This is a genomic window from Lysobacter luteus (assembly GCF_907164845.1).
In the GTDB taxonomy this organism is placed as follows: domain Bacteria; phylum Pseudomonadota; class Gammaproteobacteria; order Xanthomonadales; family Xanthomonadaceae; genus Novilysobacter; species Novilysobacter luteus.
In genome coordinates this window covers 314,638-338,890 of record NZ_OU015430.1, presented here as the reverse complement: position 1 = coordinate 338,890, position 24,253 = coordinate 314,638, and the positions used below count along the sequence as shown (strand labels likewise).

The window sequence follows — 24,253 nt, the reverse complement described above, 5'->3', positions numbered from 1 at the left end:
ATCAGAACCGCAGGTCGGCCCGCATGTAGAAGTAACGGCCACCCGGGATGTCGTAGGTGGAAGCGTCGTAGCCGTTGAGCGAGCACGACAGGCAGATCGGCGGATCGTCGTCGAGCAGGTTGTTCACGCCGGCAGTCAGCTGCAGGCTCCTGAAGACTTCGAACCGGTACCCGACCTGCAGGTCGTGGTAGGTCATCGCCTCGAGCGTGTTGGTGCCCTCGGCCTGGTTGCCGCAGATCGCGAACGATGCGGCGTCACCGCAGTTCTCCTCCAGCTCGCTGATGTGGCGCACGCTCCACGAGGCGTTCCACGGGCCGCGGCGCCAGTCGAGCGTAGCGGTCGAGGTCCAATCCGGGATCGCGCTGTCGTTGACCTCGATGCCCACGCCCTGCGGCTGGCGCTGGCCCGCCGCGCCGACGGCGTCGTAGCCGGTCACGAAGGTGTTCTGCCAGATCACCTTGAACTGGCCTGCCGCCATCTCCGGCAGGGTCCAGAACACGTCGGCATCCCAGCCGGCGGTCTTGATCGAGCCGAGGTTGGTGAGGCGGTTGTTGAATGCGCTGATGCCGCCGATCGGCGAACGCTCGATGCCTTCGCAGTACAGCGGATCAAGCGTCTCCACGCACAGGTTGAGCTGGGTCTGGGCGTCGATGGCCTGGACCGCGCCGTCGATGCTGTGGCGGTAGTAGGTCAGCTCAAGGTCGAGCCGGTCCGACCACGACACGCCGCTGGCCAGCGACGGGCTGAACACCAGCCCCGCGGTGAAGCTGCGCGCGGTCTCCGGCTCGAGGTCCTCGTTGCCACCGGTGGTGACCGATATCTGCGAGTTGGTCTGCTCGGCCCCGACCGGCACGCCGAGCGCGGCGCAGTTGCCCGGGTCGCCGGTCGGCGCGCTGCCGTCGGTGCCGACCAGGCAGGGGTCGTCGATCTGCAGGTCGGCCCGGCTCGGCGAGCCGAACAGTTCGCCGATCGACGGCGCGCGGAAGCCTTCGGCGTACGTGGCGCGCAACAGCAGCTCGTCGGCCACCTGCCAGCGCAGGCCGTACTTCGGCGTGAACTGTCCGCCGAAGGTGGAGTAGTCCGAATAGCGCCCGGCCAGGCTCAGGTCCAGGCTCTTGCCGAACGCGCCCTCGGTGATGAGCGGCACGTTGAGCTCGAGGTAGGCCTCGTTGACGTCGTAGTCGCCCGAGGTCGGCAACGACGGCACGCCGTTGTAGAAGCCGGCGACGGTGAGCGGGTCGGGCGTGTACGAACCCTCGTAGCGGCGATGCTCGATGCCGGCGGCGGCCGACAGCGGGCCGGCCCACAGTTCCAGCAGGTCGCCGGAGATGTTGGCCGTGAACTGGCTGAGCTTCTGCTCGCTGCGGTCGTGCACGACCGGCTGGATGAAGGCCAGCATCTCCGGGGTGATGGTGCCCGGGCCGCCGAACAGGTTCAGCGGCACGCAGCCCGCCACCGCGGCGCAGGCCGCCGGGTCACCCAGCGCGAGGGCGATGTTGCGGATGTCGTAGCTGCCGAAGTTGGTCTGCTCGGCCTCGTTGCGGCTGTGCGCCGCGTTGACGTCCCAGAACCAGGTGCGATCGCCGGCGGTGAAGCTGCCTTCGAGCCCGGCGCCGACGTACTGGGTGTCGACCTCCTGCTCGAACACGCGCGGACCGCCCTCGACCGGACGCCGGCCAAGCAGGATGAAGTTGAGTTCGTTCTCCGGCGTCGCCGGGTCGTCGACCGAAACCAGGTCGAACCCGAACGGGTTGTACGGGTTGTCGGCCGAGATGAACATGCCGTCGGAGATCGGGTTGCCGGTGCCGGCGTCCGCGCCCAGGAAGATCGGCTCGGGCGCGGCCTGGTTGACCGACTCGCGGCGGTTGACCAGGGCCTTCGCGTAGGCGTGCACGGTGTCGCTGAAGTAGAACCGGTACTGGCCGAACAGCCCCATCCGTTTGGACGGCGTCAGCAGCATGTTGTACTGGGCGAAGTTGAAGCGGTCCGGCGTACCGAAGCAGTGGTAGTCGTCGGTGCGCTCGCAACCGGTCTGGGCCGGGTCGTAGGTCGGGTCGCTGGCGCCTTCGTTGGGCGTCAGGTCGAGCGTGGCGCCGGTGGCCGGGTCGGTGAAGATGAAGCGGCCACGCGGCGTGCCCGAGCTGCCGAATGCCAGGCCGGTGCCCGGCACCGGAAAGCTCGCCTGCTCGCGGGTGTTCGCCAGGATCTCGTCCTGCTCGACGTAGCTGGCTCCCAGGAACAGGTTGCTGCGGTCGGTATTCATGCCCCATGCCACGTCGACGCCCTTGCTGGTGCCGTCGCCCTCGCCGTACTGGCCGACGTTGAGCGAGAGCTGCCCGCCTTCGAAGTTGCGCCGGGTAATGATGTTGACCACGCCGGCAATGGCGTCCGAGCCGTACAGCGATGACGCACCGTCCTCGAGCACGTCGATGCGCTCGACGATCGCCAGCGGGATGGTGTTGAGGTCGGTGGTCGCGCCCACGCCGGACGCGGAGGACTCGTTGACCCAGCGCATGCCATCGACCAGCACCAGCACGCGCTTGGCGCCCAGGTGGCGCAGGTCGACCTGGGCCGAACCCGCGCCGACGCCGTCGCCGTTGGGCGAGAAGCCGAAATTGCCCGACGAGTTGAACTTGGTGTTGAGCGCGGAGCCCGCGCCGGTGAGCTCCTGCAGGATGTCACCGACCGAGGTCAGGCCGGTGCGCTCGAGGTCCTCGCGACTGAGGGTCTGGACCGGTGTCTGGCTTTCGATCTCCGCCTTCTTGATGCGGGTACCGGTGACCTGGACGGTGTCCAGGGTGGTGGCGCTGGATGGCTGCGGCGCGTCCTGGGCAACGGCCAACCCGGGGGCGGCGGCGATCAGGCACAACGAAACGGCGGTCGCCAGGCGATGGCGATGGGGTGCGTTCATCGACTTCTCTCTCCATAGAAAAACGATCAAGGGCGCCGCACCCCTGTCTGCGGCGTGGTTCCGGTTGTAAACAATTCATGACCCCGCCACAACAGGCAAAGGGCACCCGCCCCGGGCCCAGGCCGGTCGCGAACCGCTATCGGCCTGCCAGCAGGCTCACCCCGACCGCCACCAGGAACAGCGCGAACACCCGCTTGAGGACGTCGCCGTGCAGCCGGTGGGCAAGCCGGGTGCCGTACGGCGCGGCCAACACCGATGCCACCGCCACGCCGATGGCGGCGGGCAGGTATACATAGCCGATCGCGTGCTCGGGCAGCGCCCCGGGCGGCGCGTGCAGCGCGTAGCCGGCGGCGCTGGCCAACCCGATCGCCACGCCGCAGGCCGACGAGGTCCCCACCGCGCGCACCGGTGCGACACCGCGCCAGACCAGCAGCGGCACCGTCATGCTGCCTCCCCCGATGCCGACCACCGCCGACAGTGCACCGATGCCGGCGCCTGCGCCGCTCATCGCCGGACCGCGTGGCACCACCGCATCTCCGCCGCCCGTGCGCGGCTTGCCGAAATGCAACTGCGCGGCCGCCAGCAGGCAGTAGCCCGCCACCACGTAGCGCAGCACGTCATCATCGATCCGCACCGCCAGGCCGCTGCCGAGCCAGCCGCCCAGCAGCAATCCCGGGACCATCCAGGCGACCGTCGGCCACAGCACGCTGCCGCGCCGCGCGTGCGCGCGCGCCGAGGCCGCCGCGGTCAGCACGATGCTTGCCAGTGAACTCGCCAGCGCCGCGTGCATCGCCGCCTCGGCCGGCACGCCCAGCAGCGGCAGCAACCACGCCAGGGCGGCCACCAGCACCAGCCCGCCCCCCACGCCGAGCAGGCCCGCGAGCACGCCCGCGACAACGCCCAGCAATGGAAACAGCAACCACTCGATCGACATGCGGACTCCGGGTCGGTGAGGTGAACGCGCGAAGCTGAAACGTTCACTTTCGCCTCGCTATATTCGCCGAATGGTCCCCCGCCCGCTCTACCTCGCCTTCGCCGCGCTGGCGACGACGTTCGCCACCGTCGCCTGCGCCCAGTCCAACCCCGTCCCGCCCGCCGAGCCCCCGACGCGGACCGCGACACCCGTGGCACCGCCCGTCGCTGGCCCCGCGGTAGCGCCGGTGGTCGACCCGCGCCTGGAGCGGATCGGCGCGGCCATCGAGGCGGCCGAGCGCGGCAGTTTCGACGCCGCGCGCGACGGTGACCTGACCGATCACCCGTTGTACCGGTGGGTCGAGTACGCCGGCCTGCGCCGCGACATCGACTTGATCACGGCCGACCGCGCGATGGAGTTCCTGCAGCGCTACCGCGGTGACGCGGTCGCCGACACCTTCCGCGAAGTGTGGCTGGCCGCCGCCGCCCGGCGCGACGACGATGCCGCGTTCCTGGCCGCGTGGAGTGACCAGGTCGACTCCACCAAGTTGCGGTGCGCCAAGCTGGGCGCGGAGCTGGCGCTGGGCCGTACGGACACGCAGTGGACCACCGACGCGCAGGCGATCTGGAACGGCAGCAAGGGGCAGTCGCTGCCCGACGATTGCGATCCCGTGTTCGCGGCGCTGGCCGAGCGCGGTGGCCTGACCGGCGCGATGCGCTGGCAGCGATTCGACGAAGCCGCCGCCGCGTGGCAACCGGGGGTCATGCGCGCGATCGCCCGGGACCTGCCGGAGGCGGAGCGCGTGCTGGCCGAAGACTACGCGGCGTTCATCGATGCGCCACATACGCGCGCGCTGCAATGGCCGAAGACCGAACGCAGCCGGTGGGTCGCCTCACACGGCCTGGCCAGGCTCGGCAAGGCCGACCCCGATCGCGCTGAAGTACTGCTCCCGCAGTACGCGTCCGCGCTCCAGTTCACCGAGGCCGACCGGGGCCGCGCGCTGTACATGGTCGCGCTGTGGACCGCGGCATCGCTGCTGCCCGAGTCCGGGCGACGCCTGGCCGCGGTGCCGGCGGCCAGCTACGACGAACGGTTGCACGAGTGGCAGGTGCGCGCGGCGATCGCGCGGTCGGACTGGCCGGCGGCGCTCAACGCGATCCGTCGCATGGGCGATGAGCAGCGCAACGATTCGAAATACCAGTACTTCGAAGGCCGACTGGCCGAACTGACCGGCGACCGGGCGACCGCACGGGCCCGTTACGCCGCCGCGGCCGACCAGCCCGAGTTCCACGGCTTCCTCGCGGCCGACCGGCTCGACCAGCCCTACGCGCTGTGCCCCGCGCAGGTCGACGCCGACGCCGCGACCAAGGCGGCGGTGGCCAGCGACGCGGCGCTGCAGCGCGCCGTTCGCCTGGCCCGGCTCGGCCGCCACGGCTGGGCGGTGGCGGAGTGGAAGGACGCATTGGAGCGTTTCGACGACCGCCAGCGGCGCATCGCGGTGGAAGTCGCGCAGGCCAACGGCTGGTTCGACCGTGGTGTGTTCGGGCTGGAGTCCGACGAGCGCAACTACTACGCGCTGCGCTTCCCGCTTCACCACGACGACACCATCCGGCGCGAGGCCCGTCGCAACCGGATCGACCCGGCCTGGGTGGCGGCGGAGATCCGCGCCGAGAGCATCTTCAATCCGCAGGCGCGCTCGGGCGCGGACGCACGCGGCCTGATGCAGGTGCTGCCGTCGACGGGCGCGGCGGTGGCCCGGCGCATCGGCCAGCCTTGGGGCGGTGGCGAGAGCCTGTACGACGCAGACACCAACATCGTGCTCGGCACCGCCTACCTGCGGCAGATGCTGGACGAGTACGGCGGCAAGCCGTACTTCGCGATTGCCGGCTACAACGCCGGGCCGACCCCGCTGCGCCGCTGGCAGGACGACCGGTCGGGCATGGACGCCGATTTCTGGATCGAGACGATCACCTATGCCGAAACCCGCGACTACGTCGCACGGGTGTTGGCCTTCAGCGTCATCTACGACTGGCGGCTCGACGGCGACGCACTGCGGCTGACCGACCGTATGGAAGGACGCGTCGAAGGGCCGCGCAAACAGTTCGCCTGCCCGGCCGGCTGACTTCGCCGGCATCATGGGCGGCATGAAGACCTACCTTGTCGGCGGTGCGGTGCGTGACCGGTTGCTTGGGCTCGAACCCGGCGACCGCGACTGGGTGGTCGTCGGCGAAACCCAGGCATCGATGGAAGCGGCCGGGTTCAAGCCGGTCGGGCGGGACTTCCCGGTGTTCCTGCATCCCGCCACCGGCGAGGAACATGCGCTGGCGCGGACCGAACGCAAATCCGGCCGCGGCTATCGCGGGTTCGTCGTCGACGCCGACCCGACGGTGACCCTGGAGGAGGATCTCGGGCGGCGCGACTTCACCATCAATGCGATCGCACAGGACGTCGACGGGCAGCTGGTCGACCCGTTCGGCGGAGCCGCGGATATCGAGGCGCGCGTGTTGCGGCACGTCGGCGATGCCTTCGTCGAGGATCCATTGCGGGTGCTGCGCGCGGCGCGCTTCATGGCGCGGTTCGGGTCGCTCGGGTTCCAGGTCGCCGACGAGACCATGGCGCTGATGCGCACAATGGTCGACTCGGGCGAACTGGCCGAGCTGGTGCCGGAGCGGGTCTGGCAGGAACTGCGTCGTGCGCTTGCGAGCGAACGCCCGTCGGCCTTCCTGCGCACGCTGCACGATTGCGGCGCGCTGGCGGTGGTGCTGTCCGAAGTCGATGCGCTGTACGGCGTGCCCCAGCGCGCGGAGTACCACCCGGAAGTGGACACCGGGGTGCACGTGGAGTTGGTTTGCGACATGGCCGCCAGGTTGGCACCGGGCGACGACCTGATCGGATTTGCCGCATTGGTGCATGACCTGGGCAAGGCCCTGACACCGGAGGACGTGCTGCCCAAGCACATCGGCCATGAGCAGGCGGGCGTGGCGCCGGTGCGCAGGGTGTGCGAACGCCTGAAGGTGCCGGTCGCGCACCGCGAGCTGGCGATCGCCTGCTGCCGCGAGCATCTCAACGTGCACCGTTTCGACGAGTTGCGCGCATCGACCGCGGTGAAGCTGATCGAGCGTTGCGACGGTTTCCGCCGGCCGGAACGGATCGCGCAGATCGCGACGGTCTGCGAGGCCGACAAACGCGGACGCGCGGGTCTGCAGGACGCGCCTTACCCGTCGGCGGAGCTGTTGCGCCGGGCACACGCGGCAGCCTGTGCGGTGCGGGCGTCGGACCTGCCGGAAGGCCTGGAAGGCCCGGCGATCGGTGAGGCAATGCGCGCCGCGCGCATCCGCGCAGTAGCGGCGGCGACCGGCAAGAAGCCCTAGACCGGATCGCCGGGCACCCGCGCGGGTACCCGGCATTCCCGAGCAGGGCGTGGCTCAGAACTCGTAGCCGACGCGCGCGTAATAGAAGCCGCCGTTGAAGCCGTACGGTGTGTGCACCGGGTAGCGCGCGCCGGCAACGCCGGCCCACGGGTTCTCGTCGGGCATTTCGTCGAACAGGTTCTGCGCACCGAGGCTGAAGTAGAGGCCCGAGGCGAACTTCCAGCCGATGTCGGCATCGACCGTCACCGCGCTGTCGCCATGGATCGGCAGCCCGCCGTCCGCCGCCAGCACCACGTCGCTGTCGAGGTGGTCCTCGTAGAACGACCCGTAGTAATTCAACCGCAGGCTGGCGTGGAACACCTCGCGCTGGTGTTCGATGCCCAGGTATCCCTTGGTCCGCGGCAGTGATTCCTCGATCTTCTTGACCCGCGCCTCGGAGATGATGCCCGGGGTGAAGTCGTCGACCTCGGTGCGGTTCCAGTTGGCCGCCAGCGAGTAGGTGGTGTCGCCGCCGAAATGCTGGCTGGTGTAGCTGGAGACGAGGTCGACGCCGGTGGTCGTGGTGTCGAAGTCGTTGACGAAGAACTTCACCTGGCTGATCGATGCCGCCTCCGGGTTGCCGCCGGCGACCAGCGCCGCGCGGTCCGCGTCGGTGACTTCGAAGCCGGCACTGAGGGCGATGCGGTCTTCGGTCTCGATGCGGTAGGCGTCGAGCGTGGTGAGCCAGCCACCGCTGTTCCAGACCACTCCGAGTGACGCATTGCTCGACTCCTCGGGTTGCAGCGGCTCGGCGCCGTAGAACGCCGCGATCGGGTTGGTCGGGGCCAGCGAGGCGCTGTCGAGCAGGTGGCCGTCCGCGAACTCCGTGATGACCTGCTCGGCGTTGGCCTGGCCCGGCGTCGGCGCACGGAAGCCGGTACTGACCGCACCGCGCAGCGCGAACGCGTCGCTGACGTCGTAGCGGCCGGTGAGCTTCCAGTTCGTGGTGCCGCCAAAGTCGCTGAAGTCCTCGTGGCGCACCGCGGCGGCCAGCAGCAGCTGCTCGGTGAGCTGGCTTTCGGCGTCGATGTAAAGCGCCCAGTTGTCGCGGCTGTGGCTGCCGGCGACGCGTGGGTTGAAGCCGTTGAAGCCATTGGAGCCGAGCGAGAAACCCTGTTCGACCAGTGGGCCGATCGCGTACGACGATGGGTCGCCGGCGATGACCTCGAACTCCTCCTCGCGCCATTCCGCGCCCATCGCCAGGCTCAGCACGCCGGTGCCGAAACCGACGTCGAGGTCACGCACGAGGTCGAAGTTGAAGTTGGTCTCGGTCTGCACGTTGGCCCCCGGCGCGAACTCGTTGTCGGCCGGCTGGTCGGGCCCGAGCGAGGCGTTGACCGTGTCGAGCATGTAGAACTCGACTTCGTTGCGGCCGCGGCTGCCGCTGATGTCCCAGTACCAGCCCTCGCCCCACATGCCCTTGAAGCCGAGTACCAGCGACCGGTCCTCCATGCGGCCGCCAAAGCGCGGGGTGAAGCCGCCGGTGAACTGCGACAGATGGGTGAAGCACTCGGCCGGCAGCGCGGCAACCGCGGCGGCGACGCCGGCATACGGCAGCAGGTTCCCGTCGGCGTCGCGCAGGGCGATGGTCGGGCAGCCGACGCCGTTGCCGGTATCGAGGTCGCCGACCAGCAGGGTCTGGGCGCCGTCATTGGAAAACACACCGGCGCGGTCGGTCGGGTTGCGGTAGTAGAAACTGCCCTCGACGTCGCGCTTTGCGTAGTTGCCAAAGCCGTAGAAATCCACGCTGTCGCCGGAGATGCCGAAGTTGGCGACGAACTTCATGTCCTCGTGGGTCTGCGGCGAACCCCACACCTGCACCGGGTCGGCGACCCCCGGGTAACCGGCGGCGGCGACCGCCGCGGCATCGTCGCGCTGCACGCTGCGCGAGGTCGCATCGGCGCTGCGCCACTCGGCGGTCAGGGTGGCGAAGCCACGCTGGGTCAGCGGCAGGCCAACCTGCGCCGAATACTGCTCGGTGAAGCCATCGCCCTCGTAGTACTCGCCGGCGAACGCCTCGACTGCGCCGCCCCGGTCGCGCTGCCTGAGGCTGAAGTTGACCACGCCGGCGATCGCGTCCGAGCCGTACTGCGCGGCGGCGCCGTCACGCAGGACTTCCACCTGCTCCAGCGCCATCGATGGGAACACCGATATGTCCGGCCCCTGCGAGCCATCGGACAGGCCGTGGCCGAGGAAGGTGATGACCGCCGCGCGGTGGCGGCGCTTGCCGTTGACCAGCACCAGGGTGTTGTCCGGCGGCAGCCCGCGCAGGTTCGCCGGGCGCACCAGCGTCGCGGCGTCGTCGATCGGGATGGTGCTGACGTTGAACGACGGCACCAGCGTGCGCATCTTGTCGAGCACGTCGACCGACGGCTGCCGGTGGAATTCCTCGCCATCGAGGATGTCGATCGGCACCGCCGAACTGGCCTCGGTGCGTGGCTTGGTGCGCGAACCCAGGACCGACACCGTGTCGAGAACCGTCGGCTCCTCGTCAGTGGTCGACGCTGGTTGCGCCGCGACGTCGTCGAGGGACTGGGCGAATGCGGTGGAGGTCGTGGTGCTGGCCGCGAGCATGGCGGCGACCGCCACAGCAAGCCGGTGACGTGCGATGGAGCGCATATCGGTTTCCTTTCCGTGTGTCGTGGACATCCCCTGTCGTCGCGCAGACTCCAGCATCCGCCGGCCACGCGCAAGCACTCGCGCGGCGACACGCGCCTGCTAAATCGTGACGTTCTTCACGGAATGACGTCGAGGTACGCCCCTAGGCGCGCGTACGGCCCAGGCGCGCATCCAGCCGTTGCAGCGCGCCAGCCAGCGGCGTGGGTGACAGCAACAGTCCAGCAAGTGCACCCAATGCGTTGGCCACCGCGTCGGCGCTTTCCGCGCTGCGGTCGACCGTCATCAGGCCCTGCGCGACCTCGATAGCGATGCCGAAGGCGATCACAAGCAGCGCCGCCAGCGCCTGCGCCCGGATCCGGGCGAACAGCATCACCGCCCAGGCCGAAAGCACCGCGTAACCGACGAAATGCTGCAGCTTGTCGAAGCCGCTGATCGAAGGGCTCGGGAGGTCATCGGCGCTCCACAGCGAGCCGACGGCGACCAGCGCAAACAACAGCACCCACCCCGCGACCCACAGAACCGGGTGCCGGAACGCGCGCAGCGTGCGCCCCGCCGGCCCGGCCCCGCTCACAGTCGGAAGCTCAGGTCGCCTGCCAGGAACGCGGCACCGAACTCGACGTCCTTCTCGAAGCCCATCACCTGGAATCGCTCGCCCATCTCCGACGGCAGGGTCAGCCGCTTGACCTCGTTGGTGCGGCGCTGGCGCTCGACGGCATCATCGATCGCCTCGATCCGTTGCAGCACGCCGGCCAGGCCGTTGCCCAGGAGGAAACTGGCCTGGCTGCAGTAACCGGCGAAGTCGAAGCCCGCCGCGACGCCGGCCTCGGCCAGCGCGGTGAAGTCCACCGACGCGGTGATGTCCTGCAGGCCCGGCCACAGCAACGGATCGGCATGCATGCGATGGCGGTAGTAGGCACGCAAAGTGCCGTCGTCGCGTCCGGGTTCGTAGTACTCCGCTCGCGGATGGCCGTAATCCACGAACAGCATCGCGCCGCGTTGCAGGCCGCCAGCGACGGCCTGGATCCAGTACGGCAACTGCGGCAGCACCTCGCTGCGGTAGCCGGACGGGAAGCGACGCTCGAGGCGGCGCTCGATGTGCCGCACCGCATTGGTCAGGAACGCATCGGCCGGCCGCAGCACGCGCACCAGCGCGTCGTCCTCGAGTGCGACATGCTCCTCGTACACCTCGCCGGCCTCGCCGCCACCGCCGCCCTCGATCGCGAAGCGCGGGGTCGGCAGCGCATCGATGACCTCGTTGGCGAACAGCACGCCCTCCCAGTCGTCGGCAAACGGCGCATCGAGCCACTCGACCAGCTCGAATACCGGCGGGATCAGCCGCTGCTGCAGGCGATCACGCTGGCGCTGGCGCAACTCGGCGCTCGGTTCGAGGATCGCGTAGCGGTCGGGCAACGCGTCCAGTTCGAGCAGGCGCTTGAGCGCGACCTCGGCGAACGCGCCGGTGCCACCGCCCAGCTCGAGCAGGCGCGCCTGCGGGCCGATCTGCTGCAGTACCGGGGCCAGCGACTCGGCGATGCAGGCCGCGAACACCGGCCCCAGCTCCGGCGCGGTGACGAAATCGCCCGCTTCACCGAACTTGCTCGCTCCCGCGCTGTAGTAGCCCAGCCCCGGCGCATACAGCGCCAGCTCCATGAATCGCGAGAACGGGACCACGCCACCGCCCGCCTCGATCTGCTCCCGGATCAGCGTCGCCAGCCGCGCGCTGTGGGCGGCGGCGTCGGCATCGGGGACTGGCAACTTGAAGTCGGTCACGGTGGCATCCGCTGGGGCAGTCACGCAGGATAACGGCACGCGCGGCAGCATCGCGCGAACCCACACTGGAGGAACGCCATTGGACACCCGGGTTGCCCTGGTCACCGGCAGTGCACGCCGCATCGGCGCGGCGATCGCGCGCGCGCTGCATGCCGCCGGCTACGACGTCGCCCTGCACTGCCGCACGTCCGTCCGCGAGCGCGACGCGCTGGCGGCGGAACTGGAGGCGCGGCGTCCCGGCAGTACGCTGGCGCTGCAGGCCGACCTGGCCGCGTTCGACCGGCTGCCCGAGCTGGTCGCCCAGGTGGTTGGTCGCTTCGGTCGGCTCGACGCGCTCGTCAACAACGCTTCCACCTTCGAGCCGACCCCGGTGGGCACCACCACGCCGGCGCAGTGGGATTCATTGATGGCCAGCAACGCGCGTGCGCCGTTCTTCCTCGCACAGGCCGCCGCCCCACACCTGGTCGCTTCGCAGGGCGCGATCGTCAACCTCGTCGACGTCTACGCCGAGCGCCCGTTGCGCGAGCACACGGTCTACTGCATGGCGAAGGCCGCGCTGTTGATGATGACGCGCTCACTGGCGCTGGAGCTCGGCCCGGAGGTTCGCGTCAACGCGGTCTCGCCGGGCGCAATCCTCTGGCCGGAGGAAAACGGTGACGCGGAGGACCGCGCGTCGATGCTGGCGCGTACCCCACTCGGCCGCACGGGCACCCCCGAAGAGGTCGCCGAGGCGGTGCGTTGGCTGGTGCAGGACGCGGGCTACAGCACCGGCCAGGTGTTGCACCTGGACGGCGGGCGGATGCTCGCCGGCTGAGTGGATCCCGGCGCGGTTCAGATCCGGACGATCTCCAACCCGGCATCGCGCTCGGCGTGCGCATCCCACAGCGCCGCCAGCGTGCGGCCGTCGCCCGGCACGATCACGTCCGGCGCGATGTCGGCCAGTGGCCGCAATACGAAAGCGTGCTTGAGCTCGGGTCGCGGAATGCGCAGGTTGCCGGGCCCGCCGAGCACGAGGTCGTCGAACAGCACCACGTCGATGTCGAGCGTGCGGTCGCCGAAGCGCGGACCGCTGCGGTCGCGCCCGTGCTCGTCCTCGAGGGCGTGCAGCCAGTCGTTGAGGGCCTGCGGGGCGAGGTCGGTCTCGATCACGGCGGCCGCGTTGAGGAAGTCGCTGCCGTCGAACCCCACCGCGCGGGTGCGGTACACCGGCGACAGGACAACGGTACCGAAGCGCCGATGGAGCGCGTCGATCGCGCCGCGCAGGTGGCGGGCCGGGTCAAGGTTGCTGCCGAGGCTGAGGTAGGCACGGCTCATGGCGTGGGCTTTCGGTCAGGGGCCGGATGGCCCGGCGCTCGCGGCATTGTCGCCCGCTGCCGCCCCCCCGGGCACGTCCCGCCCGAGTCGCTCCAGCGCGCCGGCCACGTCGGCCCCGCCCGGCGCCTGGTACAGCCGCAGGCCGAACTCGGGAAGCATCGCGATCAGGTGGTCGAAAATGTCCGACTGGGTGTTCTCGTACGGCTCCCACGACACCGTCGCCGTGAAGCAGTACAGCTCCAGCGGCAGCCCGGTGGCGCCCGGCGCGAGCTGCCGGACCATCAGCGTCATGTCCTGGTTGATACCCGGATGCGCGCGCAGGTACTGCTCGACGTAGGCGCGGAAGGTACCGATGTTGGTGACCCGGCGGGTGTTGACCGGATCCTTGCCACCGGCCAGCAACGCCTGGTTGTACTCCTCCAGTTCGCCGCGCTTCTGCTCGAGGTAGTCGTCGATCAGCGCGATCCGGCACAGCCGGTCGCGCTCGGCGGTTTCGAGGAAGCGGATCGAGCTCTGGTCGATCAGCAGCGAGCGCTTGATCCGGCGACCGCCCGACTCCTGCATGCCGCGCCAGTTCTTGAAGCTCTCGCTGATCAGCTTGTAGGTCGGGACCGTCGTGATGGTCTTGTCCCAGTTCTGGACCTTGACCGTGTTGAGCGCCATGTCGATGACGTCGCCATCGGCGTTCTGGGACGGCATCTCGATCCAGTCGCCCACCCGCAGCATGTCGTTGCCGGCCAGCTGCACGCTCGCCACCAGCGACAGGATCGAGTCCTTGAACACCAGCAGCAGCACCGCGCTCATCGCACCGAAGCCCGACAGGAGCAGCAGCGGAGAGCGCTCGATCAGCGTCGCGATGACGATCACGGCGGCCAACACGAACAGCACGATCTTGGTGACCTGCAGGTAGCCCTTGATCGGCCGCTCGTGCGCCCGCGGGCTGTGGTCGACGTAGAGGTCGTTGGCCGCGTCGAGCAGGCGGCTCAGCGCGAGCGCGACGGTCAGCGCGATCCACGCCAGCGCCACGTTGCGCACGACGGTGACCACGCCGGGGTGCAGTTCGGGCACCAGCGGGATCCCGGAAGCGATGATGATCGCCGGCACCACCTGCGACAGCTTGGCCAGCACCTTGCGGCGCATCAGCGCGTCGTCCCAGTGCATCGGCGAGGCCGCCGCGACGCGCCCCACCACCTGCAGCAGGATCCGCCGCGTCACCCAGTTGGCGAGCCAGGCGACCAGCAGCAGCGCGAGCAGCCCCAGCACGGGGCGGGCATAGGGGAATCCGGAAACCGGGGCGAGCAGTTCGATGCTGGCGGGATCAATCATCGGGCAAGGGTAGCGGCCGAACGCTCGATGATCACCCCGACCGCGCGCGCACCGCGCACCGCGCCCGGCTTGCTGAGCTTGAGCCGAACGTGCGACACCGCGAATTCGTCGAGGATGATCGCCGCGACTTTCTCCGCCAGCGTCTCGACCAGCCCGTAGCCGGACCCGGACACGAACTCGATCACCCGCTTGCTGACCGCCTTGTAGTTGAGGGTGTCCTCGATTGCGTCACTGGCGGCGGGGATGCGGTTGTCGAACGACATCTCGATATCGAACACCAGCGCCTGGCGGATGCGTCGCTCCCAGTCGTAGATGCCGATCAGCGCCTCGATCTCGAGGCCTTCGATGAATACCTTGTCCATGCGTCTCCTCAGACGGCGGGCAGCGTGGCCATGTCCCAGCGCGGGGTGACGCGCACCGAGGCGTCCTCGCGCTGGCCGGCCTGCAGCCGCAGCGCGCCGGCGAAGGCGATCATGGCGCCGTTGTCGGTGCAGAAGGCCGGCCGCGGGAAGCACGTACGGCCACCGCGCGCGGCGGTCATCGCGGTGAGCCGCTCGCGCAACCGCGTGTTGGCGCCGACGCCGCCGGCCACCACCAGGGTGTCGCAGCCGGCCGCGTCCAGCGCGCGCTCGCACTTGATCGCCAGCGTGTCGACCACAGCTTCTTCGAACGCGCGGGCGATGTCGGCGCGGGTCTGGTCGGTCTTGTCGCTGTCGCGCCAGGCCAGCAGCACCTGGGTCTTGAGCCCGCTGAAACTGAAGTCGAGGCCGGGCCGGTTGGTCATCGGCCGCGGGAACCTGAACGCACCCGCGCGCCCCTGGCCGGCAAGCGCCGCCAGCTGCGGTCCACCCGGGTACGGCAGGCCCATCAGCTTGGCAGTCTTGTCGAAAGCCTCGCCGGCGGCATCGTCGAGCGTCTCGCCGAGCAAGCGATAGCGGCCGATCGCGTCCACCGCGACCAGCTGGGTATGGCCACCGGAGACGAGCAGTGCGACGAACGGCGGCTCCGGCCGGCCGCGCAGCGGATCGCTCTGGTCGTCCTCCATCAGCGGCGCTAGCAGATGGCCTTCCATGTGGTGGACCGCGACCGCCGGCACGTCGAGGGCCCAGGCCAGCGCACGCGCAACCCCGGCCCCGACCAGCAACGCGCCCACCAGCCCCGGGCCGGCGGTATAGGCCACACCGTCGATGTCATCGACCGCCATGCCGGACTCGGCCAGCGTCTGGCGGATCAGCGGCAGCAGTTTTCGCACGTGGTCGCGGCTGGCCAACTCGGGCACCACGCCACCGTACTCGGCGTGCAGGGCGATCTGGCTGTAGAGCGCGTGCGCGCGCAGGCCGGCTTCCGTGTCGTACACGGCCACGCCGGTCTCGTCGCAACTGGTTTCGATACCGAGGACTTTCATGCAGCCGATCTGGGGTCGCGCAGGCGCGATTGCGAGTGGGCACGCCGGTGGCGTGTCCGGCCCGCAAGGATAGCCCGCGCCGGGGTATCGGGGCCCGGCATGAGCGTGGCTCGCTTGCCGCGGGTCAACGGCTGGGCGTCACCCGCCAGATGGTGTTGGACAGGTCGTCGGCGACGATCAGGGCGCCGCGCGGATCCACCGTCACGCCGACCGGGCGGCCGTAGGTCTTGCCGTCGACCCGGAACCCGGTTACGAAATCGACCGGGTCACCGGCGGGGCGGCCGTTGCGGAACGGCACGAACACGACCTTGTAACCGACCGGTTCGCTGCGGTTCCAGCTTCCGTGCTCGCCGACGAAGGCCCCTTCGGCGAACGCTGCGCCCATCGCGGGCGTCGAGAAGTCCAGCCCGAGCGCCGCCACGTGCGAGCCGAGCGCGTAATCCGGCACGATCGCCGCGGCGACCTTCTCCGGGTCCTGGGGCATTACCCGCGGGTCGACGTTGCCGCCCCAGTAGCTGTACGGCCAGCCGTAGAAGCCGCCCTCGCGGACCGACGTCAGGTAGTCGGGGACGAGGTTGGGGCCGAGCTCGTCGCGCTCGTTCACCACCGCCCAGAGCTGGTCGGTGCCCGGCTGGATCGCCAGCGCGGTCGGGTTGCGCAGCCCGGTCGCGTAGGGACTGTGCATGCCGGTCTGCGGATCGATCCGCCACACCATCGCGCGGTCGACCTCGGCGGTCATGCCACGCTCGGTGATGTTGCTGTTGGACCCGATGCCGACATAGAGGAACCGCCCGTCGGGGCTGGCCGTCATCGCCTTGGTCCAGTGGTGGTTGATTTCCGACGGCAGCTTGGTGACTTCGACCGGTTCCGCGCTGGCACGGGTCTGGCCCTCGGTGTAGTCGAAACGGACCAGCGCACCCTGGTTGGCGACATACAGCGACCCGTCCACAAGCGCGAGCCCGTAGGGCGCGTCGAGGTTCTCGGCGAACACCGTCTGCAGTTCATAGGTGCCGTCGCCGTCCGCGTCGCGCAGCAGGGTCAGGCGGTTGCCGCTCTCGACCGACGTGGTGCCAGCCGACTTGATCGGCCCGGCGACCACGTCCTTGGGCTTGAGCTTGGGTGCGTTGCCGCCACGGCCCTCGGCCACCAGGATGTCGCCGTTGGGCAGCACCAGCGTCTGCCGCGGGATCAGCAATCCGGTCGCGATCGCGTCGATGCGGTAGCCGTCGGGCACGACCGGCCTGCGGTCGCCCCATTCGCCCGGGTCGGCGATGACCATGCTCGGCAGCAGGCCACGTTGCGGCTCGGGCAGTGTCGGGCTGGCGCCGTACTCCGGTGGCGGGGGATTGCCACCGCATCCAGCCAGCAGCACTACGGCGGCGATCGCGGTGCACGCGACACGGCGGTTCATGGCGCACCCCGACGATATCCGGAGAAACCGAGCCAGGTCGCCACGCAGGCCAGCAGGAAGACCACCGCCGACAGCACCACCGCCTCGGGCATGATCGCCCACGCGTCCTGGCCGTGGACCAGCGCGTTGACCACGCCGAGCGCGAACGTTACGACCAGCAGTACGAAGTACGGCACGCCGCGGCCCTTGCCGGCCCGGAACAGGTCGACAAGCGCGAATACCAGGGCCACGCCGACGAGGACCATCGCGCCGACAATCAGCCACGAGGCGAAGTTGCTCCACTGGATCTGGTGGCTCGCGCGGTACGCCAGGTCGGTCAGCAGGGCGCCAAGCAGCAATGGCAGCGTTCCGGCCAGCACGACCGCGTGCAGCGGGTGGATCGCGAGCGGGGCCCGCGTCGATGGATAGTCGCGCACGTGATGCGCGTGGGGATGTGGATCGGCAGCGACGGCCACGGCGGTCCTCCTGGGTGCGGGTGGGCAGGGCGCGCGCGGCGAATGGGACATTGCCGCCCGGTCATCACCCGGCAGCTTCGCGCCCGTGGTGTCATGTCGCCGTGAGGCGACGCGGTTCGCCCACCAGCCGAACCTGTCACATCCGCCCCGCCCGTTCGTTCCTGAAGGCAACAATCCCTGACACAAGGCCGACGATGAACGACGCAGCTCCCGCGATGAACCCGGTCGCACATGACGACTTCCTGGCTGCCCAGCGGGGCGACCGCAACGCCTTTGCGCGGCTGGTGCTGGCGACGCAAAGGACCGTCACCGCCGTTGCGCTGGCGGTGACCCGCGACGTGCAACTGAGCGAAGACATCGCCCAGGACACGTACGCGAAGGCGTGGCAGCGGATCGGTGCACTGCAGACGCCCGAGAGCCTGCTGCCGTGGTTGCGCCAGGTGACGCGCAACGGGGCGATCGACCAGGTGCGCAGGCGCCGCCACCTGGAAGTCGCGCTCGACATGGACGACCCACGCATCGAGGGTGCGGCTGGACGCGGGCCCGAACCCGACGCCTGGCTGCACGACAGCCAACGTTCCGGACAGCTGGCGCGCGCGCTGGACGCCATACCCGACGACAGCCGCGAAGTGCTGCTGCTGTATTACCGCGAGGGCCAGAGCAGCCGCCACGTGGCCGCCTTGCTTGGCCTCAGCGACGCCGCGGTACGCAAACGGCTGCAGCGCGCCCGCGATGCATTGCAGTCCGAGGTGCTCGCCCAGGTCGGCGAAGTGGCCCGGCACAGCGCCCCCGGCGTTGCCTTCGCCGCACTGGTGGTGGGTTCCCTGGGGCCACGCGAGGCCGCGGCGGCCACCACCGCATCGGCCGCGGGCGCCAAGTGGGCCGTGGGTGCGATCGCCAGCGTGCTGGCGGCCCTGGCATTGGTCCTCGGCGCGGTGCTGATCGACGTCCGCCTCGCGATGCGGCGGGCCCGCAGCCGCGCCGAACGCCATGCCCTGCTACGCCACGGGCTGGTCTACGCCGCGGTGATGGCGAGCTTTGTCGGCATCCTGTTCTGGTCGAGGCACGGCGACTGGTCGCAGGCCCGGCTGCTGGCCGTGTCAGCGGTCTACGCGCTGGTGATCATCGCGCTGGGCGCGGCCCGCGCACGCATCCATCGCCGACATCGGAGGCGATGAAATCCAGCAATCGCTGCGTCGCAAAACACGCCGCCGCTTCCGCGACTGGTGGGCCCACCAGCAACCACATAACGACTGCAAACTATTGATAGAGTGAACTAATTAATCAATGCGACTTATTGTTGACTCACCATCTGACTCACTTTTGAGTACGCCTCGGAATGGCAGCTGAAGCGGCTCTAGATGGCTTGGCGCTCACCCTACCGCAGGTATCGGACGAGTCGCATAGCCTTAGACGAGAACGGTCGGCAAGCCAGATAGTCGGGCGGTCCTAGAGAGCCGGCAATTAGCGTGTAGCTGCGTCGACGATCACACACGCCAGTGTCCAGCGACCATCACCAGTGCTCCAAGGAGGATCAATCCGCCACCGAGCAAGTCGATGCGATTGAGTCGGCCGTTGTCAACGAGCACCAGCCAGACCAATGCCGTTGCGACGTATATGCCGCCATATGCGGCGTAGATCCTGCCAGACGCTACTGGGTGAAGCGTCAGCAGCCAAGCGAATGCCGCGAGACTGATTGCAGCCGGCAGTAGCAGCCATACGGTTCCGCCTTCCTTGCGCCACAACAGCACCAGCCAGCAGCCGACGATCTCCGCGACAGCGGTGAGGACGAAGATGGCAGTGACCTTGAGGACCGCAATCATGTTCCGCCTCTCGCGTCCGTCACCAGCGTTTTAAAGACGCCAATGCCGATGGTGGCGCCGCAGCAGGAATCAGCCATTTCGGTCGGTTCTCCAGCCCTCTTTTTGACCGGAGCCGCTGTCCGTATGTAGCAACGGGAGGAGCCGGGCTGCGGTCGGTTCTGTTGACCGCATCTCAGCTAGACGTGCGAATTCTCCGCGGCGCAGGCAACCAGTTCTACCTGCAATGTGGCATGGGCGATACCGAACTGCTCATCAAGCGCAGCCGCCAAGGTTTCTCGCACCTTGTCGACATCGTCTGTCGCACTGGCAAGGACGATATGAGCGGTAAGAATCGGCTCTTTTGATGCCAAGGCCCATGCATGCACGTCATGGATGGCCTCGACGCTTGGATGGCTGAGCATCATTGCCCGCACCGCTTCGAGATCCAGCCCGTCAGGGACACCCTGCATCAGCACCTGTCCGGCCGCGCGAAGGAGTGTCCAGGTGCGTGGCAACACCCATAGCCCGATCAGTACCGCGATGATGGGGTCGGCGATGTAGAGCCCGGTGAACTGGATGATCAGCGCGCCGATTATCACTCCGACCGAACCGAGCATGTCAGCCCAGACTTCCAGGTAGGCGCCCTTGACGTTGAGGCTCTCGCCGCTTCCGGCTTTTAGCAGGCGCATGGCAATCAGGTTGATCACCAATCCCAGTGCCGCAATCACCAGCATCCCGGTCGAGGCTACTGACGGGGGCTCGCTGAAGCGGCCGACCGCCTCCCAGAGGATGTAGCCGGCGACCAGGAACAGCATGCCTCCATTGACGAGCGCGCCGATCGCTTCCATGCGCGCATAGCCGTAGGTGCGTTTGGCATCAGGCGGTCGCCGGCTCAGGCGCACGGCGACCAATGAGATCGTCAAGGCGATTACGTCGGTCGCCATGTGCGCCGCATCCGACAACAGTGCCAGGCTATTGGTCAGCAGGCCGCCGATGACCTCGGCGACCAGGAAGGTGGCGGTTAGGCCGAGTGCCCACCACAAGGGCTTTTCGTGCTTGACCTCGCCTCCGCCATGATCATGTCCTGCGCCCATCATGCATCTCCCGTTTTGTAGCTACGCCACGCCGAGCGCAGTACCCTCCACGCCGAGCGCAGGAACATCACCAGCAACGCCGCGGCGATGAGCAGATCGGGCCAGCCAGCCTCGAACAGCCAAACGCCGACGGCTGCCAACAGAACTGCGATGCCTTCAAACACATCGTTGCGCGAGCATTCCCAAGCCGAGGCCATGTTCACGTCGCCATGGCGGTACGGAGTCAACAACCATAGGCAGATACCATTGAACGCCAGGTTGAGCAGCGCGGCGAGGCCGATGGCTTCGAAGATCGGCACTTCCGGATGCGCAAGGCGCCAGCCAATCTGGACCGCCACCGCAATCGCAGCCCCCAGGATCAGCAACCCCTTGAGCAGCGCGACCTTGGCCTTGGCCCGTGTGCTGGCACCGATCACAGCGATGCTCAGCAGGTAGGTGAGCGCATCGCCCAGGTTGTCGAGGCTGCCCGATAGCAGCGACGACGATCCGCTGTAGATGGCCGCCGAAAGCATCATCACGAACGTGGCGATGTTGATCGCCAGCACGATCATCAGCACCCGCCGCTGCCGCGCCTCCATGGCGCGGATATCGACAGTGCCGCTGCAGCATGAATCACCCATGGGTCAGCCCTCCAGGACTTTCTGACTAGACTCGGTGTCGCGGTGCAGCCAACGGTAGAGCGCGGGCAGCACCAGTAGCGTGAGCAGGGTCGAGGACACGATGCCGCCGATCACAACCGTTGCGAGCGGCCGCTGTACCTCCGAGCCGGTGCCGACGTTGAACGCCATCGGCAGGAAGCCTAGGGAGGCCACGAGCGCGGTCATCAACACCGGGCGCAGACGGCCGAGCGCGCCATCGACGATGGCATCCTCCAGCGGATCGCCCTGTTCGCGCAGCTTGCGGATGAAGGCGATCATGACCAGGCCGTTGAGCACCGCCACACCCGACAATGCGATGAAGCCGACCCCGGCGGTGATCGACAGCGGAATCCCTCGCAGCGCCAGCGCGAACACACCACCGGTCAGTGCCAGCGGCACGCCGCTGAACACGATCGTCGCATCCTTGGCCGAGCCGAAGGCCATGAACAACAGGCCGAAGATGAGCACCAGCGTCACCGGCACCACCACCGCCAGTCGGCGGCTGGCCGAGATCAACTGCTCGAACGTGCCGCCGTAGTCGACCCAATAACCCCCCGGGATGTCGACGCGCTGCTCGACGCGTTGCTGCAACTCGGCAACAAAGCTGCCCAGGTCACGGTCGCGCACGTTCGCAGTGACCACCACGCGGCGTTTGCCGTTCTCGCGGTTGATCTGGTTCGGTCCCAGAATCTTCTCGATCGTCGCCACCTCGCGCAGCGGGATGGTCTGTGGGGTGTCGTCCGACCATGCGGGATCACGGCTGGATTCGTCGGCGTTGATGTTGCCGCCCAAGGGAATCGGCAGGTCTTCCAGCGCCGTCGGATCCGCCCGCATCTGTTCGGGCAATCGCACCACGATGTCGAAGCGCCGATCGCCGTCGTACAACTCGCTGGCGACCTGTCCGCCCACGGCGGTGGCGACGGTCTGCTGCACCACACTCGGGTTCAGGCCGTAACGAGCCAGCGCCTCACGGTCCGGCACCACTGTCAGCAGCGGCAAGCCGGTGGCCTGTTCGGTTTTCACGTCGGACGCGCCGCTGACCTGGTTGGTCACCGCCTCGATCTGCTCGGCCACCTCGACCAGCGTATCCAGGTCATCGCCGAAGACCTTGATCGCCACGTCCGCGCGCACGCCGGAGATCAGCTCGTTGAAGCGCATCTCGATGGGTTGGGTGAACTCGTAGTTGTTGCCGGGAATCGTCGATACCGCGTCTTCGATCTCCGCGATCAGCACCTCTTTGGGCTTGCGGGGATCGGGCCAAGCGTCACGTGGTTTCATCATCAGGAACGTGTCGGCCACATTCGGCGGCATCGGGTCGGTGGCGACTTCGGCGGTGCCGATCTTGCTGAATACCCGTTCGACCTCGGGGATCTGCATCACGCGCTCCTCTACCGCGATCTGCATCTTCACTGCCTGTTCAATGCCGGTACCGGGGATGCGCATCGCGTGCATCGCGATATCGCCTTCATCCAGGCTCGGAATGAACTCGCTGCCGAGCCGCATCGCCACCAGACCGCTGACCACGACCAGCGCGAGTGCACCGCCGAGTACCCACCGGCGGCGCCGCAGCGACCACGCCAACGCGGGCGCGTAGCGGCGCTTGGTCCACTGCATCACCCGGTTTTCCTTCTCCTCGACGCGGCCGCTCAGGAAGATTGCGACCGACGCCGGCACGAACGTCAGCGACAGCACCATCGCGCCGGTCAAAGCCAGCACCACGGTGATCGCCATCGGGTGGAACATCTTTCCCTCGATGCCGGTCAACGCGAAGATCGGCAGATACACCGCTGCGATGATGAACAAGCCAAACAGGCTGGGCCGGATCACCTCGACCGTGGCGGTGGCAGTCAGGTCCTTGCGCTCGTCATCGGTCATGACCCGGCCGAGCCGGTGCTGCATCTCGCCGAACCGGCGCAGGCAGTTCTCGATGATGATGACCGCGCCATCGACGATCAGGCCGAAGTCGAGCGCGCCCAGGCTCATCAGGTTGCCCGACACGCCGCCCTTGACCATGCCGATGATGGTGAACAGCATCGCCAGCGGGATCACCGCGGCCGTGATCAGCGCCGCGCGAAAGTTGCCGAGCAGCAGGAACAGCACCACGATCACCAGCAGCGCGCCCTCGACCAGGTTCTTCGAGATCGTCTTCATGGTGCGGTCGACCAGCTCGGTGCGGTCGTACACCGCCGTGGCATCGACCCCCGCAGGCAGGCTGGCGTTGGCGTCTTCCAACTTGGCGGCGGCGGATTGCGCAACTTCGCGGCTGTTGGCGCCCACCAGCATCGCGACCGTGCCCAGCACGACTTCCTCGCCGTTCTGGGTCGCCGCACCGGTACGTAGCTCTGGCCCTTCGCCGACCTGCGCCACATCGCTTACGCGGATCGGCAGGCCGTTGCGCCGATCAAGCACGATGTTGCGGATTTCGTCGAGTCCACCCACTTGGCCGGGCACGCGCACCAGGTACTGCTGGCCATTGCGCTCGATGTAGCCCGCGCCCATGTTCTGGTTGTTGGCGGCCACCGCATCGACGATGTCCTGCAAGGTGAAGCCGAGTGCGACCAGCTTGGACGGATCCGGGGTGATATGGATCTGCCGCTCGTAGCCACCCATGGTGTTGACCTCGGTGACCCCGGGCGTGTTGCGCATCTGCGGCCGGATCACCCAGTCCTGCAGGGTGCGCAGGTCGGTCGCCGTCCACGGCGTGCCATCGGGTTTGCGCGCCTCCGGCGCCGCGTCGACCGTATACATGAAGATCTCGCCAAGACCGGTCGAGATCGGTCCCATCTGGGGCTCCAGCCCTTCCGGGATCTGCGACTGGATCTGCTGCAGCCGCTGGGCCACCTGCTGGCGCGCGAAGTACAGGTCGGTGCCGTCCTCGAACACCACGGTGACCTGCGACAGCCCGTAGCGGGACAGTGAACGGGTGTAGTCCAGTTGCGGCAGGCCGGCCAGGGCGGTCTCGATCGGATAGGTGACGCGCTGCTCGGACTCCAGCGGCGAATAGCCGGTCGCCTCGGTGTTGATCTGCACCTGCACATTGGTGATATCGGGGGTGGCATCGATCGACAGCTTGGTGAAGCTCCAGATGCCCACGCCGATCAGCGCCAGGGTCGCCACCATCATCAGCCAACGATGATGGATACCGAAACGAACGATCTTTTCCAACATGCCGGGGGATTCATCGT

General features: G+C 68.4%; 19 protein-coding genes. 4 read left to right on the top strand and 15 right to left on the bottom strand.

What is annotated here, in order from left to right:
* Position 1 precedes the first annotated feature (1 nt).
* On the bottom strand, positions 2 to 2,911 hold the full coding sequence (locus KOD61_RS01540; protein ID WP_215219332.1) for a TonB-dependent receptor plug domain-containing protein: 2,910 nt from the start codon (positions 2,909 to 2,911) through the stop codon (positions 2 to 4).
* A 136-nt stretch (positions 2,912 to 3,047) separates the two neighbouring features.
* Entirely contained in the window at positions 3,048 to 3,845 is a 798-nt protein-coding gene (locus tag KOD61_RS01535; RefSeq protein ID WP_215219331.1) for a sulfite exporter TauE/SafE family protein, read from the bottom strand.
* 70 nt (positions 3,846 to 3,915) lie between these two features.
* Between KOD61_RS01535 and KOD61_RS01530 the strand changes: the two genes are divergently transcribed.
* Both KOD61_RS01530 and KOD61_RS01525 read left to right on the top strand, forming a co-directional pair.
* Positions 3,916 to 5,946 carry a lytic transglycosylase domain-containing protein gene (locus tag KOD61_RS01530; protein WP_215219330.1) on the top strand — a complete coding sequence of 677 codons (2,031 nt, stop codon included), beginning with the start codon at positions 3,916 to 3,918 and terminating at the stop codon, positions 5,944 to 5,946.
* Between the two features lie 22 nt (positions 5,947 to 5,968).
* Positions 5,969 to 7,195: a multifunctional CCA addition/repair protein gene (locus tag KOD61_RS01525; RefSeq protein WP_215219329.1), complete on the top strand. Its 1,227-nt coding sequence runs from the start codon at positions 5,969 to 5,971 to the stop codon at positions 7,193 to 7,195.
* Positions 7,196 to 7,249: 54 nt separating this feature from the next.
* Here the strand turns inward: KOD61_RS01525 and KOD61_RS01520 are convergent, their stop codons facing one another.
* From KOD61_RS01520 to KOD61_RS01510, 3 genes are all read right to left on the bottom strand, one after another.
* Positions 7,250 to 9,853, bottom strand: coding sequence for a TonB-dependent receptor plug domain-containing protein (locus KOD61_RS01520; RefSeq protein WP_251370620.1), 2,604 nt, complete (start codon positions 9,851 to 9,853; stop codon positions 7,250 to 7,252).
* Between the two features lie 142 nt (positions 9,854 to 9,995).
* Complete coding sequence (locus KOD61_RS01515; RefSeq protein WP_215219328.1) at positions 9,996 to 10,424, bottom strand: VanZ family protein; 429 nt, start codon at positions 10,422 to 10,424, stop codon at positions 9,996 to 9,998.
* Complete coding sequence (locus KOD61_RS01510; protein WP_251370619.1) at positions 10,421 to 11,623, bottom strand: class I SAM-dependent methyltransferase; 1,203 nt, start codon at positions 11,621 to 11,623, stop codon at positions 10,421 to 10,423. Before KOD61_RS01510 ends, KOD61_RS01515 begins: the two co-directional genes overlap by 4 nt.
* A gap of 79 nt (positions 11,624 to 11,702) precedes the next feature.
* Between KOD61_RS01510 and KOD61_RS01505 the strand changes: the two genes are divergently transcribed.
* Entirely contained in the window at positions 11,703 to 12,437 is a 735-nt protein-coding gene (locus KOD61_RS01505) for a pteridine reductase (RefSeq protein WP_215219326.1), read from the top strand.
* A gap of 17 nt (positions 12,438 to 12,454) precedes the next feature.
* Here the strand turns inward: KOD61_RS01505 and folK are convergent, their stop codons facing one another.
* From folK to KOD61_RS01475, 6 genes are all read right to left on the bottom strand, one after another.
* Positions 12,455 to 12,937 carry a 2-amino-4-hydroxy-6-hydroxymethyldihydropteridine diphosphokinase gene (gene folK, locus KOD61_RS01500; protein ID WP_215219325.1) on the bottom strand — a complete coding sequence of 161 codons (483 nt, stop codon included), beginning with the start codon at positions 12,935 to 12,937 and terminating at the stop codon, positions 12,455 to 12,457.
* Positions 12,938 to 12,952: 15 nt separating this feature from the next.
* A complete protein-coding gene (locus tag KOD61_RS01495; protein ID WP_215219324.1) occupies positions 12,953 to 14,263 on the bottom strand; it encodes a mechanosensitive ion channel family protein in 1,311 nt (436 codons plus the stop codon).
* Complete coding sequence (gene folB / locus KOD61_RS01490) at positions 14,260 to 14,625, bottom strand: dihydroneopterin aldolase (protein WP_215219323.1); 366 nt, start codon at positions 14,623 to 14,625, stop codon at positions 14,260 to 14,262. The genes KOD61_RS01495 and folB overlap by 4 nt, the downstream gene beginning before the upstream one ends.
* 8 nt (positions 14,626 to 14,633) lie before the next feature.
* Positions 14,634 to 15,668, bottom strand: coding sequence for a tRNA (adenosine(37)-N6)-threonylcarbamoyltransferase complex transferase subunit TsaD (gene tsaD, locus KOD61_RS01485; RefSeq protein ID WP_215219322.1), 1,035 nt, complete (start codon positions 15,666 to 15,668; stop codon positions 14,634 to 14,636).
* A gap of 124 nt (positions 15,669 to 15,792) precedes the next feature.
* On the bottom strand, positions 15,793 to 17,079 hold the full coding sequence (locus KOD61_RS01480) for a PQQ-dependent sugar dehydrogenase (RefSeq protein ID WP_215219321.1): 1,287 nt from the start codon (positions 17,077 to 17,079) through the stop codon (positions 15,793 to 15,795).
* Positions 17,076 to 17,495, bottom strand: a complete 420-nt coding sequence (locus KOD61_RS01475) for a DUF2231 domain-containing protein (protein ID WP_215220231.1) — start codon at positions 17,493 to 17,495, stop codon at positions 17,076 to 17,078. The genes KOD61_RS01480 and KOD61_RS01475 overlap by 4 nt, the downstream gene beginning before the upstream one ends.
* A 233-nt stretch (positions 17,496 to 17,728) precedes the next feature.
* Here KOD61_RS01475 and KOD61_RS01470 point away from each other — a divergent pair, with 233 nt between their 5' ends.
* The gene (locus tag KOD61_RS01470) at positions 17,729 to 18,712 is read left to right on the top strand and encodes an RNA polymerase sigma factor (RefSeq protein WP_215219320.1); all 984 of its coding nucleotides are present in this window, start codon (positions 17,729 to 17,731) and stop codon (positions 18,710 to 18,712) included.
* Between the two features lie 309 nt (positions 18,713 to 19,021).
* On the opposite strand, the gene KOD61_RS01465 is transcribed toward KOD61_RS01470, so the two are convergent.
* The 4 genes from KOD61_RS01465 to KOD61_RS01450 all read right to left on the bottom strand — a co-directional run bounded on the left by KOD61_RS01465 (position 19,022) and on the right by KOD61_RS01450 (position 24,236).
* Positions 19,022 to 19,357: a YnfA family protein gene (locus KOD61_RS01465; protein WP_215219319.1), complete on the bottom strand. Its 336-nt coding sequence runs from the start codon at positions 19,355 to 19,357 to the stop codon at positions 19,022 to 19,024.
* A 176-nt stretch (positions 19,358 to 19,533) separates the two neighbouring features.
* Positions 19,534 to 20,430 (bottom strand): cation diffusion facilitator family transporter, encoded by an 897-nt coding sequence (locus KOD61_RS01460; RefSeq protein WP_215219318.1) that lies wholly within the window; start codon positions 20,428 to 20,430, stop codon positions 19,534 to 19,536.
* Positions 20,430 to 21,050 carry a cation transporter gene (locus KOD61_RS01455; RefSeq protein ID WP_215219317.1) on the bottom strand — a complete coding sequence of 207 codons (621 nt, stop codon included), beginning with the start codon at positions 21,048 to 21,050 and terminating at the stop codon, positions 20,430 to 20,432. The genes KOD61_RS01460 and KOD61_RS01455 overlap by 1 nt, the downstream gene beginning before the upstream one ends.
* A gap of 3 nt (positions 21,051 to 21,053) precedes the next feature.
* Positions 21,054 to 24,236, bottom strand: coding sequence for an efflux RND transporter permease subunit (locus KOD61_RS01450; protein ID WP_215220230.1), 3,183 nt, complete (start codon positions 24,234 to 24,236; stop codon positions 21,054 to 21,056).
* Positions 24,237 to 24,253 lie beyond the last annotated feature (17 nt).